Annotated in this window: 12 protein-coding genes; 8 read left to right on the top strand and 4 right to left on the bottom strand. The window is 65.1% G+C overall.

Features of this window, described 5'->3' with window-relative positions; translation table 11 throughout:
• Window positions 1-9 precede the first annotated feature (9 nt).
• From ABFD52_13505 to ABFD52_13495, 3 genes are all read left to right on the top strand, one after another.
• The gene (locus tag ABFD52_13505; protein ID MEN6561781.1) at window positions 10-768 is read left to right on the top strand and encodes an amidohydrolase family protein; all 759 of its coding nucleotides are present in this window, start codon (window positions 10-12) and stop codon (window positions 766-768) included.
• Window positions 765-1,562, top strand: a complete 798-nt coding sequence (locus ABFD52_13500) for an amidohydrolase family protein (protein ID MEN6561780.1) — start codon at window positions 765-767, stop codon at window positions 1,560-1,562. The genes ABFD52_13505 and ABFD52_13500 overlap by 4 nt, the downstream gene beginning before the upstream one ends.
• 62 nt (window positions 1,563-1,624) lie before the next feature.
• Complete coding sequence (locus ABFD52_13495) at window positions 1,625-2,974, top strand: DUF4861 family protein (protein MEN6561779.1); 1,350 nt, start codon at window positions 1,625-1,627, stop codon at window positions 2,972-2,974.
• A 3-nt stretch (window positions 2,975-2,977) separates the two neighbouring features.
• On the opposite strand, the gene ABFD52_13490 is transcribed toward ABFD52_13495, so the two are convergent.
• The 4 genes from ABFD52_13490 to ABFD52_13475 form a co-directional block, all read right to left on the bottom strand.
• Window positions 2,978-4,387: a hypothetical protein gene (locus ABFD52_13490; protein ID MEN6561778.1), complete on the bottom strand. Its 1,410-nt coding sequence runs from the start codon at window positions 4,385-4,387 to the stop codon at window positions 2,978-2,980.
• Window positions 4,388-4,502: 115 nt separating this feature from the next.
• Complete coding sequence (locus tag ABFD52_13485; GenBank protein ID MEN6561777.1) at window positions 4,503-5,555, bottom strand: C-terminal binding protein; 1,053 nt, start codon at window positions 5,553-5,555, stop codon at window positions 4,503-4,505.
• The gene (locus tag ABFD52_13480; protein MEN6561776.1) at window positions 5,552-6,214 is read right to left on the bottom strand and encodes a GntR family transcriptional regulator; all 663 of its coding nucleotides are present in this window, start codon (window positions 6,212-6,214) and stop codon (window positions 5,552-5,554) included. Before ABFD52_13480 ends, ABFD52_13485 begins: the two co-directional genes overlap by 4 nt.
• 72 nt (window positions 6,215-6,286) lie before the next feature.
• A complete protein-coding gene (locus ABFD52_13475; protein MEN6561775.1) occupies window positions 6,287-7,006 on the bottom strand; it encodes a hypothetical protein in 720 nt (239 codons plus the stop codon).
• A 205-nt stretch (window positions 7,007-7,211) separates the two neighbouring features.
• Between ABFD52_13475 and ABFD52_13470 the strand changes: the two genes are divergently transcribed.
• The 5 genes from ABFD52_13470 to ABFD52_13450 all read left to right on the top strand — a co-directional run.
• Window positions 7,212-8,318 (top strand): DUF5009 domain-containing protein, encoded by a 1,107-nt coding sequence (locus tag ABFD52_13470; GenBank protein MEN6561774.1) that lies wholly within the window; start codon window positions 7,212-7,214, stop codon window positions 8,316-8,318.
• A 36-nt stretch (window positions 8,319-8,354) separates the two neighbouring features.
• Entirely contained in the window at window positions 8,355-9,734 is a 1,380-nt protein-coding gene (locus ABFD52_13465) for an MBOAT family O-acyltransferase (GenBank protein MEN6561773.1), read from the top strand.
• Between the two features lie 38 nt (window positions 9,735-9,772).
• Window positions 9,773-10,882: a hypothetical protein gene (locus ABFD52_13460; protein ID MEN6561772.1), complete on the top strand. Its 1,110-nt coding sequence runs from the start codon at window positions 9,773-9,775 to the stop codon at window positions 10,880-10,882.
• Window positions 10,883-10,985: 103 nt separating this feature from the next.
• Window positions 10,986-13,187, top strand: a complete 2,202-nt coding sequence (locus ABFD52_13455; protein MEN6561771.1) for a sulfatase-like hydrolase/transferase — start codon at window positions 10,986-10,988, stop codon at window positions 13,185-13,187.
• A gap of 41 nt (window positions 13,188-13,228) precedes the next feature.
• Window positions 13,229-15,180 (top strand): M28 family peptidase (locus ABFD52_13450; protein MEN6561770.1); only part of this gene is annotated, 1,952 nt, incomplete at its 3' end.

The following is a 15,180-nucleotide window of genomic DNA, read 5'->3' as shown; positions in this document are numbered from 1 at the left end:
AGAGGGGACATGGACAGGCTGAACTATTTCGACTGCAACTGCTCGGTCGGGCGCGTCGGATGCCCCCTGCTCCTGGACATCCCCGACGTCGCCGGATTGAAGGGGGAGATGGCCGCGGCCGGCGTCGGCCGGGCCCTCGTCTATCACACGGTGGCCCGTTTCGGCGATCCGGTCCAGGGCAACGCCCTGCTGATGAAGGAGATCGCCGGCCATCCCGATCTGGACCCCGTCTGGGTCATCCTCCCGCCGCACACCCGGGAGATGCCCGCGCCGGGCCGGCTCGTTGAAGACATGCGCCGCGCCGGCGTCAGGGCCGTCCGGATGTTCCCCGGCCGGAGCCGCCACGGCTTTTCCCTGTCCGAGTGGTGCGCCGGCGAAGTCCTGGAGGCGCTCGAGACCGCCCGCCTCCCGCTGATGCTGGATACGGAAACCGTAACCTGGGAAGAGGTCTTCGCCGTCCTCCAGCGCTTCACAAGGCTGCCTGTCATCATGACGGAGTGCAGCTACCGGCACGACCGCTTCCTCTATCCCCTGCTCGAGAAGTCCGAGACCCTCCACGTCGAGATGTCCCGATTCATGGGCGCGGGAGCGATCGAGGACCTCGTCGGCCGCTTCGGCTCCCGGCCGCTCCTCTTCGGGACCAACATGCCCTCCTATACGGGGACGGCGGCCGTGTCCAGGCTGGCCTACGCCGACATCGACCGGCGCGACAAGGAGGCCATCGCCGGGGGCAACCTGCGCCGGCTGCTCGGGGAGGCCGGATCATGAACAGCCTGGAAGACAGGATCCACGCCGGGCTGCCCCTCGAGGGCGTCGAGATCATCGACATGCACGCCCACCTGGGCCCTTATTACAACATGCACATCCCGGCCGCGAGCGCCGGCGACATGGTCCGGGTCATGGACCGGTGCGGCATAAGCCGGACGGTGGTCTCGACCAACCTGAGCTGGGATACGGACATCGTCCTCGGCAACAACATCATGCTGGAGGCGGTCGCCGCCCACCCCCGGCGCCTCTACGGCGCCTGCACGGTCAACGGCAACCACCCCGAGCTGTCGGTCGACGAGCTCGGGCGCTGCTTCGAGCGGCCCGGGGTCCTGATCGTCAAGGTCCATCCCTGGGGTTCGCGGTGCCGGATGAACGACCCGCGGATGAAGGGCATCTACGAATTCGCTTCGAAGCGCCGGCTTTTCGTCCTGGCCCACACCTGGTACGACAACGATCCCTTCGGCTCCCAGGACATGTTCGCCGCGACGGCCCGGGACTATCCGGAGGCCCGCTGGATCATGGGCCATTCGGGCGGCCCTTACGGCAGCCGCCATGCGGTCGAGCTGGCCGCGGCCGTCCCGAACATCTTCCTCGACATCACCCTGTCCATGTGCCCGGCCCGGCAGATCGAGTTCTTCGTGAAAGAGATCGGCGCGGAGAGGGTCCTGTTCGGAACGGACAACCCGTTCATCGACCCGCGCCCGCAGATCGGCCGCGTCGGCCTGGCCGATATCCCGCTTGCGGCCAAGATCGATATCTTCGGGGCCAACGCCAGGAGGTCCCTGGACTTCTGAGGCGCGGCGCCCCCGTCATGGCACAGAGAACGGCTTCAATTCTATAAAGGAAGGCGACCCGAATGAAAAGAACGAACTTGGCGATCGCGGCCCTGGCCGCTGTCTTTTCCCTGGCCCTCGGCGCTCACGCCCAGGACGGCTGGTACACCGAGGGGGACTTCGCCCCGGCCACCCGGGTCAAGGTCGTGCTGACCAATACTCTCGACATCTCCCGGGCCAACTGCCCGATCGTCATTCCCCGCCGGCTCATGCCGGTCGTGAGCACGGTCGAAGCCGACGTCACCGTGGTGGACCCGGCGCTGCCGCCTCAGCCGGACCCCAGTCCCGAACGGGCCAAGGCCGTCGGGAGCGGGGTGACCTTCAAGGAAACCAACGGGCATCTGATCCCCTACCAGCTGGACGACCTCGACAAGGACGGCATCTGGGACGAATTGTTCTTCATGAGCGATTTCAAGCCGAACGAGACCAGGACTTTCTACGTCTACGTCGGGGTTAATGAGCGCGGCCAGTTCGAGCATTTCACCCATGCCGAGGTCGGCAACTACGGCAAGCACATCGTGCCCTGGTGGGAATCTGAATACATCGGCTGGAAGCTCTGGTACTTCAGCGATGTGGACCTTTACGGCAAGGGCAAGCCCCGGCTGGTGGCCAACCACGAGAACACCTCGAACCTGTCCGGGTACACGGCGGGCTCCGAGTACGGCAACGACATCATGACCGTTTCCGAATCGTTCGGGGCGGGCGGCGTCTGCCTGTTCGAGGATCCTTCCCGCCCCGACAAGCCTTCCCGGGCCCGCTTCAGCCCCTCCCGGGGCCGGGGACAGCTCTATGACACGCGGTATGCCTATGACGTCGTGGCCAACGGCCCCCTCCGGAGCATCATCAGGGTCCACGTCATGAACTGGCGATCGGGGCAGGGGGTCTACGAGTACGAGCAGCAGTACACGGCCTTCACCAGGCAGATCTACTCGACCTGCAAGGTCAAGTTCCCGACGTTCATCCCGGAGAATCCCGGCACGGTCTTCGGCTGCGCCATCCGGAGGATCATGAGCGAGGACAAGACCTATCAGAAGGGCGGCACGGTCATCTCGCTCGGCAAGAACGTCGATATCTTCGATCCGGATGTCCGGCGGATGTACATGACCAAGATCATCGTCCCGTTCGAAGGCATCGCCCTCGTGGTGAAGGACGCTTACCGTCCGGAATACGTCCGGGTGGACGATTCCGGCGGGGCGCACGGCTTCCGCGTCCCGGTCACTCCGGACTGCGCCTTCGAATACCTGATCGCCGGCGCCTGGAGCGAGGGGCCGGTCAGCAACACCCCGGAGAAGTTCCAGCAGGACGTCCTGAAGGCCGCCCGGGAATTCAACGCTCCGATCGGCGTGGCGGCGGTGGAGCTGGAAAAGAAATAACGGCTACTTCAGCCGTTCGAGGAGGGACAGCGAGGCGTCGACGCAGGCCTGCTCCGCCTTCGGGCTGAAGGGCGATCCCAGGACCTCGTAATTCTCCTCCTTGAACTCCTCGGCCGTGGGCAGGTAGCCCACGTCGGACTCGTCGGCCAGGCCGATGACGAAGGTCCTGGAGAACGGCGACCTCTTTTTCACCGCCAGGCCGATCTCCGAGAAGACCTCGGCCGGGAACGAGACGAAGGCCGCGTCGCCGATGCGAACGGCCTGTTGCTCCAGCTTCATGAGCGTCGGGCGGTTCTTGTCCAGGGACTTCTTCGCATTGGTCAGCCGCATCCCGGCGAGGAAAACCTCGACCCTGGCGCGGTCGAGCACCCGCCGGCCGACGGCGTCCTGTTGTTTTTCCAGATCAGCGAGCTTCTCCCGGGCCGCCGCCAGCTGCCGCTCCGCCTGTTCGACCGTCAGCGCGAAATCCCCGGCCAGGGGATACTCGAAGATCCCGTTGACGTTCTTCACCGGCCCGGAGGGCGCGGTCCGCACGCGGGGAAGGGCCTGGAGCACGGCGTCGGCCATCTGGCGGCCCTTGAGCTCCGCGTATTCCCAGGTCCGGAGGGGCATGGCGGCGCCCACGGCCGACAGCTCGGCCGTGTACCCGACCTTTATGTCCCCCTGGGCGGATTGAAAATAGGCGACCCAGACGTCCCGGCCCAGCCTATCCTTGATGCCCTTGATGGCATAGTACGGCCAGTCCTCGGTGAACAGGAGGTTGTGCAGATCGAGCGTGGAGGGATGGCAGCCGTAGATGAACGCGACCCCGAGGAGCTTGCCTTTCGCGTCGGCGACCTTGATGAGCCCGACCTGCGGGTCCGGATGCATCCCGCCCCAGTCCAGCCGGCGGTTGTTCCTGCCCAGCTCCATGACGACGGTCGAATCCACCCCGATCCGGCCGGGGACCCTCTTCGTCCAGGCCATGACCGCGCTCTCGACGGACTTGGCGATGAGGGCCTTGGTGTACGGATCCTCCAGGCCGCCGACGTCCGGACCGGAATGCGTGTGCGTGGCGCTGATCAGGATGCTCTCGCCCGGAATGCCCGTCCGGCGGGCGACGCCCTCGCGGATGGCCTCGACCCAGGGCCGCCGGACCTCGACCAGGGACAGGGTCATCAGGACGACCGTCTTGCCGTCCGGCCCTTCGACGAGGAGGCTGCGGGCGAACAGGTCGTCGTGAACGCCTTTCGACACCTCCGTTCTCCGATACCCGGCCATGGCCATCCCGGCCGGGGGGGTTATGATCGTCTCGCCGACGCCGACTTTGAGCGCGGCTTCGGCCCGGACGGGCGTCGCCGAGAAAAGCGCGAACATCGCGCCGAGCGCCAGCGCCAGGCCGAGGGAACGGATTGTGCGAGCAGTTTTGATCATATGTCGATCCTCCCTGATAATTGATGATAGCGGGATGCCGGGATCGCCGCGCCGTCCCGCCGGAAGAGGCGCCCGGGCCGCCCGGCGCGGGCCGGGAACCTGAGGGGAGACCCGCTCAGCCGCGGCGGGGTTCATCGCTCTTGAGCGGATATCTGAGGCCGGGCGCGGCGAGGACGTCCCGGTTGATGACGAAGCGGGGGAGACGGCCTTCGAGGAAAGCCCTGACGTCTTCCATGATCATGCGGCGGATGTCGAGCCCGCCCTCCTCGCTGTACCAGGCGACGTGAGGGCTGAGGACGACGTTCTTCATCTTGAAGAGCTCGAGCTTGGGCTTGGGAGGCTCCTCCTCGAAGACGTCGAGGGCCGCGCCGGCGATGACGCCTTCCCTGAGGGCCCGGACGAGGTCGGCCGTCCTGATGATCGGCCCCCGGGCGGTGTTGACGACGACGGCGGACGGCTTCATCAAGCTGAACTTGGCGAAGTCGAACAGGCCCCGCGTCTCCTCCGTCACGGGGACGTGGAGGCTGACGATGTCGGACCTCCGGAGGATCTCATCGAGGGGCGTGTTCCTGACGCCCAGCTCCGCGAATTTCCCGGGGGAGAGATAGGGGTCGCAGACGAGGACATCCATGCCCAGCCCCCGGACCTTCCCCAGGACCCTCGATCCGATGTTGCCGCAGCCGACGATGCCGAGGGTCTTGCCCAGGAGACGGTAGATCGGGTGGATCCTTTTGGAGCTCCAGCGGCCCGTCCTGATCCAATCCCTGAGGATGACGTCCTGCAGCCGTTTCTTCTTGTAGGCCTCGAACATCAGCATGACGGCGTGTTCGGCCACGTCCTCGCTCGACGCGGTGGCCTCGTTGGCGAAGACGATGCCCCGGCGGCTGCAGGCCGCGACATCGACGTTGTCATAGCCGATGCCGTGCCGGAGGAGGAGACGCGTCCTGGCCAGGCCGGCGACGACCTTGGCGGTGATGCCGGCCATGTTGACGAGGACGATGTCGGCGTCCCCGACCTGGCGAACGATCTCCTCCGGAGGTGCGTCCTTCAGCTGAAAGCAGGAGAAGCGGACACCGAGCTTCCGGCATTCCTCCTCTTCCCAGGCCAGATCGCGCTCGACATAGTCCGTGACCTTGAAAACGACCGGAGCGGATGTGCCCATGATCATTCGGTCTTTTTCGCCGCCCCGTGCTCGAACTTGTAGTAGCGGACGATGTACTGTCTCTGGACGGCGAACGACCAGATGGTGTTCTCGAGATAGTCCGCCGCCTCCCGGAACTGGCCGCGGTCGAGGAACTCCACCAGCTTCCGATGCTCCTCCAGGGAGATCTCCTCCCATTCCGGGATGAACTCCTCGGGGCGGGAGAATTCGTAGAGCCTCTTCTTCATGATCTCGATCACGTCCACGAGGGCCTCGTTCTTGGCCAGGGTCAGGTAGAGGCCGTGGAACTCGAGGTTCTTCGCGTAATAGCCGTCGAAATCCTTGGCGGAGAGGCAATCGCTCATCTCGGCGTTGAGGATCTCCAGCCTGCGGATGTCATATTCCTTCATCCGCGGTCCCGCGGCCAGCATGGCCGACCTCTCCAGGGCCCCGATGATCCGGTAGCATTGCTCGAAATCCTTCAATTCGACGGTGTTGACGATCACCCCTTTCCAGGGGATGATCTTGACGAAGTTTTCCGTCTCGAGCTTGATCAGGGCTTCCCTGAGCGGCGTCTTGCTGATGCCGAGGCTCTTAGCCGTCCGGTCCATGTTGATCGGATCACCGGGCTTCAGTTCGCCGCTGCGGATCTGGTTCCGGAGATAATCATAAACTAGGTTTTTCAATGACCTATAGCCTAAATCATGATTTTGAAGCATCTTATTTATCCCCCAGAGGATGGTTGTATATCATATATCTTATTTTGTTGTCAAACATAAATCCCGTGACGCGTCGCCGGAATCGGTGATGATCCTGACGTCCCTGATCAGGCAGCTGAACGTGCCGTCGCCGGGTCCTCTTAGCCTGAAGCCGACGGCCCCCGCGCCGAGCGGGTCCGGAGCCTGGTCTTCTCCTTCGCAGACCAGCGCCCCGTCGATCTTCAGCCAGAGCTTGGCTCCCTTGCGGCCGACCTCGACCTCGTACCATGTTTCCGCCGTGGCGACATCCTTGGCCTCGCAAACGAGGACACTGCCGGGATTCCTCCTTATATATGCGTTCGGCTGGTGGAACCCGGTGTGAAAAGCCGCCATGTAGTTCGAGATGCTCCCTGTCGTCCAGAGGTCCATGGCCCCGTCGGACTTGTCGGGGAGGGCGGGGAGACCCCCGGCCTGCTTGTCGGAGACCGCGAGAAGCACCACGTTGACGCCCTTGGCCTGGAGGGGCTTGGCGGCAAACCGGAGGACGAGATCCCTGCCGCAGCTTTCCCGGGAAACCAGCGTTATCCCCTTGGATCCCTTGCCCTCGGAAAGTCGAACGGCCTTTTCTCCGCCGTCCACCTGGACGCTTCCGGCGCCGACCAGGGTCCAGCGGGATATTTCTTCAGGTGAATAAGCTCTTTCGGTCGAGGCCGGAAAACACAGGAGCGGCGCTGCCGCCGCCGCTAGGATCACGGCCAGCCCGATCGCGGATCTCGACATTCCAATCCTCCTTCGCAAACGGCATATCAAGGAACACGAGGCTCGCGCCGGTCTCGCAATCCGGCCCGCGACGTCCTTGATTAAAAGTGAAGGTCGATATCGTTTTGTCATTCTTCAGGAACCGCTTGACTATATTCTTACCGCTATGATATACGATATACGATATTAATCCAACTCAAATCAATATGGCAAGCGCAGGATCAACATGACCGAAAAGATCCCGGAGACGGCAGCGGACCCCGCCCTTCCCAAGTCCAAGGCTTCCGAGCGCTTCGTCACGCTCGACGTCATGCGCGGCTTCGTCATGCTGGCGCTGAGCTGGGGGCTGATCGGACGCGACGCCCTCGGCCAGCAGTCCGCCTGGGCCTGGCTTGGACAGCAGCTCCATCATGTCAAGTGGACGGGCCTGGCCTTCTGGGACATGATCCAGCCGTTCTTCTGGTTCGTCGTCGGGGCGGCCCTGCCTTTCGCCCGGGCCCGCCGGCTCAGGACCGGCGAGCCGCGGTCCGCCATGCTGAGGCATTCGCTCTGGCGGGCGGTCAAACTCGTCCTTGTCGGTCAGATCCTGCTGAGCATCCAGATCTCGAAGGCGGTCTTCAGCTCCCACGAGACCCTCACCCAGCTGGCCGCGTGCTACTTGCTCTGCGTCCTCATCTTCGAGCTGCCGCTGCGCGGCCAGATCCTGACGTCGGCCGGGCTCATGGCCCTCAACTGGGGCCTCTATCAGGTCTTCCCGGGGTCGGCCGGGCCGTTCTCTCCCGCGGACAACGTCGGCGTCGTGATCGACCGCGCCGTGTTCGGCCTGGAGAGCGCCGGGAGCTGGGTGACGATCTATTTCATCGGCAGCGCCGTATCGATGCTCATCGGGGCCTGGGCCGGGACGTTCCTGCTGGGGCCGAAGACGCGGGAGGCCAAGACGAAGATCCTGGCGGCCGCGGGGACCGGCGGCCTGGCCCTCGGCCTGATCCTGTCGCCGTTCAACCCGGTCATGCAGAAGACCTGGACCGCCTCGTACACCTTCCTGACCTCCGGCATCGTCGTGCTCGTCCTGGCGGCGCTGTTCTGGACGCTCGACGTTAAGGGCTGGAAAAAGGCGGCCTACCCGCTGGTGGTGGTCGGCATGAACGGCATCTTTTTCTACGCGCTCAGCCAGGCCCTGGGGGCCTGGGTCGACCAGTCCCTGGCCGTCTTCAGCCATCGGTTCGCTTTCGCCGGAGCCCTGGCCCCGCTGCTCCAGCCGACGGTCGCCGTCGGCCTGATGTGGTACGTCTGCCTGTGGCTCTACAGGCGCAAGATCTTCTTCAAACTCTGAACGGCCGGAAGGCGCCGTCCGCAAAGGTGATCGGCGATGCTTTTCAACTCCTGGACCTTCGCCGGCTTCTTCATCGTCGTCCTGGCGGTCTACTACGCCCTGAAGCCGGCCGGGCTCCGGATCGTCTGGGTCCTCGCGGCCTCGTATGTTTTTTACGGCTGGCTGAACCCGCTCTACCCGGCGCTCCTGGCCTACGCCACCCTGGTCAGCTACGGCGCCGCCCGGGCCATGGCCTCCTCCCCGAGAAAAAAATGGTGGCTGGCGCTGGCCGTCGCCAACGGCGTCGTCATGCTCGGGGCCGCCAAGTACGGCGCCTTCCTCGTGAACAACCTGAACGGGCTCTTGGAGATCCTGCGGATCAACGTTTCCTTCAAGCCCCCCGGCCGGCTCTTCCCGGTCGGCATCTCGTTCTACACCATGCTGATCATCGGGTACGTCGTGGACGTCTATCGCGGCAAGGTCCCGGTCGAGAAGAACATCGTCCGCTACGCGGCCTTCACCTCCTTCTTCCCCTACCTCCTGGCCGGCCCGATCGAACGGGCCGGGACGATGCTGCCCCAGCTCCTCCGGCCGGCGAGGCTCCGGGCGGTCAACATCAGCGAGGGCCTGTCGCTCTTCGTCGTGGGCCTGTTCAAGAAGGTCGCCCTGGCGGACTTCCTCGGCGTCTATGTCGACAAGATCTACGGCAGTCCGGCGGGCGCCTCGGGTCTGGCCCTGCTCGTCGCGACCTACGCCTTCGCCTGGCAGATCTATTTCGATTTCAGCGGCTACACCGACCTGGCCCGCGGCGCCGCCAAGATGATGGGCTTCGATCTCAGCCTCAATTTCAACAACCCCTACCTGGCCGACGGCCTGGGGGATTTCTGGCGGCGCTGGCACATCAGCCTGTCCTCCTGGATCCGGGATTATGTCTATTTCCCGCTGGCCGGCCGGACGATCGCGGCGACCGTCCGGAGCTACGCGGCCATGATCGCCGCCATGGTCCTGGCCGGGCTCTGGCACGGGGCCGCCTGGACGTTCGTCATCTGGGGGGCCATCCACGGCGTCGGCCGGGCCTTCACCCGCGAGCTCGAGGTGACCTCCTTCTACAAGCACCGGATCCCGAAGCCGGTCAAGCAGTTCGTCGTCTTCCACGTGGTCTGCCTGACCTGGGTCTTTTTCCGGGCGGCGACGTTCCGGGACGCGACGGCCATCCTGAAGGGGATCCTGAGCTTCACGGCCGGCGATCCCCGGTTCCCCCTGATCGGGATCATGTTCATCGGGCTCGTCTGGGGGTACCAGGCCCTGTTCAAGTCGAAGCGGCGGCGGATCCTGGAGCATCCGGCCGTGCGCGTCGGGCTCATGCTGGCCATGATGCTCTACCTCGTCTTTTTCAGCACGCCCGGCTACGAGAAGTTCTACTATTTCAGGTTCTGAAGCGCCCATGAGCAACCTGCGGAACGAAGGACGGCGGGATGAAACCGACGATACCGAACTCGAATAGCGTCATCCTGACCGGGAAGGAGTGGATCCTGACCATCGCCCTGTTCCTGGCCGTGAGCTTCGGCGCCTGCCTCGGCTGGGGCCGCTGGGAAAGGATCCCGCTCGAAAGCGATTACCGGTCCTCCTGCTGGGAGGAGCGGATGAGCGATTACTGGGCCTACGCCCAATGGTGCCGGGTCGCCCGCGACAACTACAGGATCCTCCTCATCGGCGATTCGGTCGTCTGGGGGCAGGAAGTGCCCAACACCGAGACGATCTCACACGCCATCAACGTGGAACTCGGACGGGAAGAGGTCGCGAACCTGGGCATCGACGGCCTGACCAATGCGGCCATGACCGGGCTGTTCAGCCACTACGGCCGGTCCCTGCGCGGCGCCCCGGTTATCCTCGAGTTCAATCCGCTCTGGATGTCCAGCCCACGGCGCGACCTGCGGGGCCGGGGGAGCGACCGCTGGGAATTCCATCATCCGCGCCTGGTCCCCCAGCTCGATCCCCGGATCTCCTATTACCGCAGCCTCGACGAGCGGCTCGGCTATCTCCTGGAGAACTACCTGAAGATCCCCCCGTTCGTCCGCCACCTGATGGTCAACAATTTCGAGAACAAGAGCCTCGCGGCCTGGCTCATGGACCATCCCTACCGGCTGCCGCTCGGCGCGATCTCGTTCGCGGCCGCGCCCATGATGAAGGACAGGCAGGGGCTGGGAACGGCCTGGTCCAGCCGGAAGGGAGCCCAGTTGAGGGATGACCCGTTCATGCCGGCCGCCGAGTCCATCCAGTGGGAGTTCTACCTGAAGGCGCTTGACCGCCTCAGGAAGAGCGGCAACGACGTTTTCGTCCTGCTGGGGCCGTTCAATACCCACTGCCTGACGGCGGCCAGCCGCGAGCGCTTCTTCGTCATGATGGCCGAGGTCAAGGAGAAGCTCGGGGAGCTGGGCTATCCCTTCTTCGATTCGACGGGAGACCTCCTGCCGAGCGAGGAGTTCGCCGACCAGTGCCATCTTCTGAAAGGCGGCCACATCCTGCTCGCCCGGGCCCTGGCCCGGGACCCCGGTTTCGTGAAATGGCGGAGCGGCCTGAAATGAAGGACCCGCGCGGCCGGTCCGCAGCCCGCGTCGATCGGGCCCGGCCGGCTTTGACTAAGGGCCTACTTTTCCTATATTGATATCCTGATCGCGGCGATCGAACATGACGCATAGAGCCAAAGGAAGAACTAACAGGGATCGGCGGGCCCCTCGAAAAGGGGATGCGGCCCCTCGTCAAAGACGCGCCCGCCGGCTCGTCCTGCCGCTCGCCGGGCTCGGCCTGGCGATCGCCCTGGTCGTCCTTTTCCCTTTCAAGCCCAGGACCCGCGCCGGGGGGGGGCGCGCCTCGAACGTCCTGCTGATCACGCTCGACACGACCAGGCCCGACCGGCTCGGGAGCTATGGATGCGCGGCCGCGAAAACCCCGAGCCTGGATTTCCTGGCTTCGAACGGGGTCCGGTTCTCCAACGCCTATTGCCAGGTCCCGCTGACCCTGCCTTCCCACAGCTCCATCATGACCGGGACCTATCCCGTTTATCATCAGGTCCACAACAACGGCACCTACCGCCTCAACCCGGACCTGACGACCCTGGCCGAGGTCCTGAAGGGCAACGGGTTCCGGACGGCGGCTTTTGTCAGCTCCTTCACCGTGAATTCCAGGTTCGGCCTCAACCAGGGATTCGAGGTCTACGACGACGAGCTGGGGAGCGGCGCTCTTCCCGTCGACGCCGGGTCCGAACGGCGGGCGGAAAAGACCTTCGAGGCCTTTTCCGCGTGGCTCGACGCCAACGGCCGGCAGAAATTCTTCTGCTGGGTGCATTTCTACGACCCGCATCTTCCCTACGATCCTCCGTCCCCGTTCAAGGAGAGGTTCGCGGCCGATCCTTACGACGGAGAGATCGCCTACATGGATGGATCGATCGGGAAGATCGTCGACCGGCTCAGGGACCAGGGCCAGCTCGAGAACACCCTGATCGTCGTCGCCGGAGACCACGGCGAGGCCCTGGGCGAAAAGCGCGAATTGGACCACGGGATCTATATCTACGACGTCACGCTGAGGGTCCCCCTAATCCTTTACGGCGAAAAGCTGCTTCCGCGCGGGCAGGTCGTCCGGCCCCTGGTGAGGTTGATCGACGTCATGCCCACCGTTCTCGATCTCCTGGACCTGCCCCCGGCCGGCCAGGTCCAGGGGCTGAGCCTCCTGGACCATATCCGCGGCCGCAGGAAGGACGATCTGGATTCCTATATCGAGACCTATTATCCCCGCGAGAATTACCATTGGTCCGAGCTCATCGGCCTCATCGACCAGGGCTGGAAATATATCCGGGCTCCCCGGGAAGAGCTGTACGACCTGAAGAGCGATCCCCGCGAGGAAACTAACGCGATCGGGCGGGAAGCCCGGCGCTCCTCGGAGATGCGGGCCAAGCTCGACTCGATGGTCAGGACGTATTCCTCGGCCCTGGATTCGGGCAAGGCCCTGACCAGCGAGGAGAGGGAGCGGTTGAACTCCCTCGGCTATCTGGGCGGGGGATCGACGGCCGGCGCTTCCCGCGAGGCCCTGCCGGACCCCAAGGACAAGATCGAGGAATTCAACAGGATCTGCCAGGCGAAGATCCACGAATTCGCCAAGGAGCTGCCGGAAGCGGCCGAAAGCTACCGGGCCCTGATCGCGTCCTATCCCTCGGCCCCGGACAATTATTCCCGCCTGGCCGACGTCTATATCCGGATGGGCGATTTCGCGGCCGCGGCCGGCGTCCTGGCCCAGGGCGTCGAGCGCGTCCCGGAGGCGCCCCTCCTTCGCTCGAAGCTGGGCATGGTCTATTTCAAGCTGGGCCGGCTCCCGGAGGCTTACGAGGCCGATCAGGCGGCCCTGGCCATGAACCCGGTCGATTTCGACGCCCTCCTCTCGTCGGGCTGGATAATGAGCCGGATGGGACGATACGGCGAAGCTATCGACTATTTCGAGAAGGCCCTGGGCATCGAGCCGGAGAACCGTCCCCTTCGGAAGGACTGCGCCCGGGCCCTGGCCGCCGCCGGCCGGGCTTCGGAAGCCCTCGAGATCTACGGGCTGCTGAAGGACGAGGATCCGAACGATTATGCGGCTTACCAGGAAAGCGGCATCATCCTGGCCTCCCAGGGGAACATGGCCGGGGCCCTCGAAAGCCTGGCCAGGGCCGTCAGCCTGAACCCCTCCGCCGAAACGTACCTGAACTACGCGGCGGTCCTGGAACGGGTCGGGAACGGGAAGGACGCCGTCAAGTACCTTCGGCTCTATCTGGAGACGACGACGGAAGGGGACACGCCGAGAAAGGCCGCCGCCCGGAGGGCCCTCGAGCATCTGGAAAAGACGAACGGTCCGATGTGAACCGGCCGGCCGCCGGACGACGGGCCTTCGGAAAGGAAAGCATGAGAAGACATCTTTTCGCCTCCGCAGCGCTCCTCCTGTCCCTGGCCGCCGTCTTGGGGGCAGCCGAGCCCGCCGGTCTCCCGAAGCTGTTCCAGGCGCTGCGCGGCGAGGTCTCCGGCAACCGGGCCCGCGATTATGTCATGCGGCTGTGGGTGCACGAGAAGTGGTTCACGCTGCCGGCCTGGCGGAAGGCGGCCGAGACGGCCCGGACGATCATGACGGAGCGGGGACTCGACGAGGCCGAGCTCCTCGGGACCCCGGCGGACGGGGTCACCAAGTCCTGCGCCTGGACGAACCCGATCGGCTGGGACGTGACGCAGGCCACCCTCGAGGTCATCGAGCCGCCGGTCCCCGACGAATACCGCTATCTCTGCAATTACCGGGACAATCCGACGTCCCTGAACGCCTGGAGCGCCCCGACGCCCCCCCAGGGGATCGAGACGGAGCTCGTTCTCATGGAGACGGCCGACCCGGCGGAGCTGGGCCGGCTGGACGCCCGGGGGAAGATCGTCCTGACCTCGGCCTACACGCGAGCCATCAAGAAGCAGCTCGACCGCTACGGCATCCTCGGCTATGTCGGGGACTGCATCGAGGAGAAGAGCGCGGAATTCGTCAACGCCAACCAGTGGCTCAACGGCTGGTCGGACATGCCCGGCGGCTGGTGGATGACGGGCTACGACAGCCGGAACGGTTTCGGCTTCTCCATTTCCCGGAAAAAGGGCGACTACCTTCGCGATCTCCTCAGGCAGGGGAAGAAGATCCGGGTCCGGGCCAGGATCGACAGCCGCTACTACACGGACGGCCAGCTGCCCTACGTCGTCGGCCTGGTCAGGGGATCTGGCCCCGAGGCGGACGAGGTCCTGGTCACCGGACACATCAACGAATGGGGAGCGAACGACAATTCGACCGGCGTCTCGGCCATCCTGGAGGCCGTCGGCACGCTCAACGAACTGATCGGGTCCGGGACGCTGCCCCGGCCGAGACGGTCCGTCCGGGTTCTCCTGGGCGGCGAGATGTACGGCTCCCTGCCCTACGTCGAGAAGAACCTCCCGCGCCTGCGGGACAAGACCGTGGCGGCGGTCTGCCTGGATACGGGCGCGGAGAGCCTCGACCTGGCGACGACGGCGGTCAGCCTGTACATGAACCCGAATTCCTGCCCGACCTTCACGGACGCCCTCTTCCCGGAGATCCTGCGCCGCTACTACGCCCGCTACGATCCGGGCCGCAGCTGGTCCACCGAGCCCTTCGGCATGGGGACCGACACCTATTTCTGCGAGCCGATGATCGGGGTGCCCACCAACCTGGTTTACCTGAGCGCGGGCGGCCATCTGCACCACAACTCCATGGACACGATCGAAAAGGTGGATCCCCGGACACTGCGCGAGCTCGGCCTCATCACCGCGGCCTATCTCTATTTCGTCGCCGACGCCGGGATGGACGAGGTCCCCTTCATCGCCGGCCTGACGCAGGCCCGCGGCGCGGACGTCATCATGGCCAAGGCCCGGGAGATGGGGGCCAGGGCCGAGGACGCGAAGGACGGCACGGCCCTGGGCCGGGTCCTGGCCGACGGCCTGGAAGCCATCCGGTATTACGCGGGCCTGCAGGGCGCGGCCCTCGGCAGCATCGCGCGCCTGGCGCCGGCCGGCCGGAGGGAGGAAGCCCGGAAAAGGCTCGGGCCGTACATCGAAAGGACGAGCGAGCTGGGCGAGGTGATGATCCGGCAGTTCCGCGAGGCCGTCGCCGGTAAGGCCGCGGCGGCGTCGCTCAAGATCGTCAGCCCGGCCCCGGCGGACGGCGCCTGGGAGAAGGAAGCGGCGGCCCTGGTCCCGAGGCGGTTCCAGCCGGGCACGCTGTTCTTCGAGGAGATCCCGTCCTCCGAATGGCAGGAGATCCGCTTCTCGCCGCATTGGTGGCAGCCGGCCAACTGGGCCGCGGCCTCCTACTGGTGGGT

The organism is Acidobacteriota bacterium (assembly GCA_039683095.1).
Taxonomy (GTDB): Bacteria; Acidobacteriota; Aminicenantia; order Aminicenantales; family Saccharicenantaceae; genus RBG-16-66-30.
This window is presented reverse-complemented; position numbering and strand designations above follow the sequence as displayed.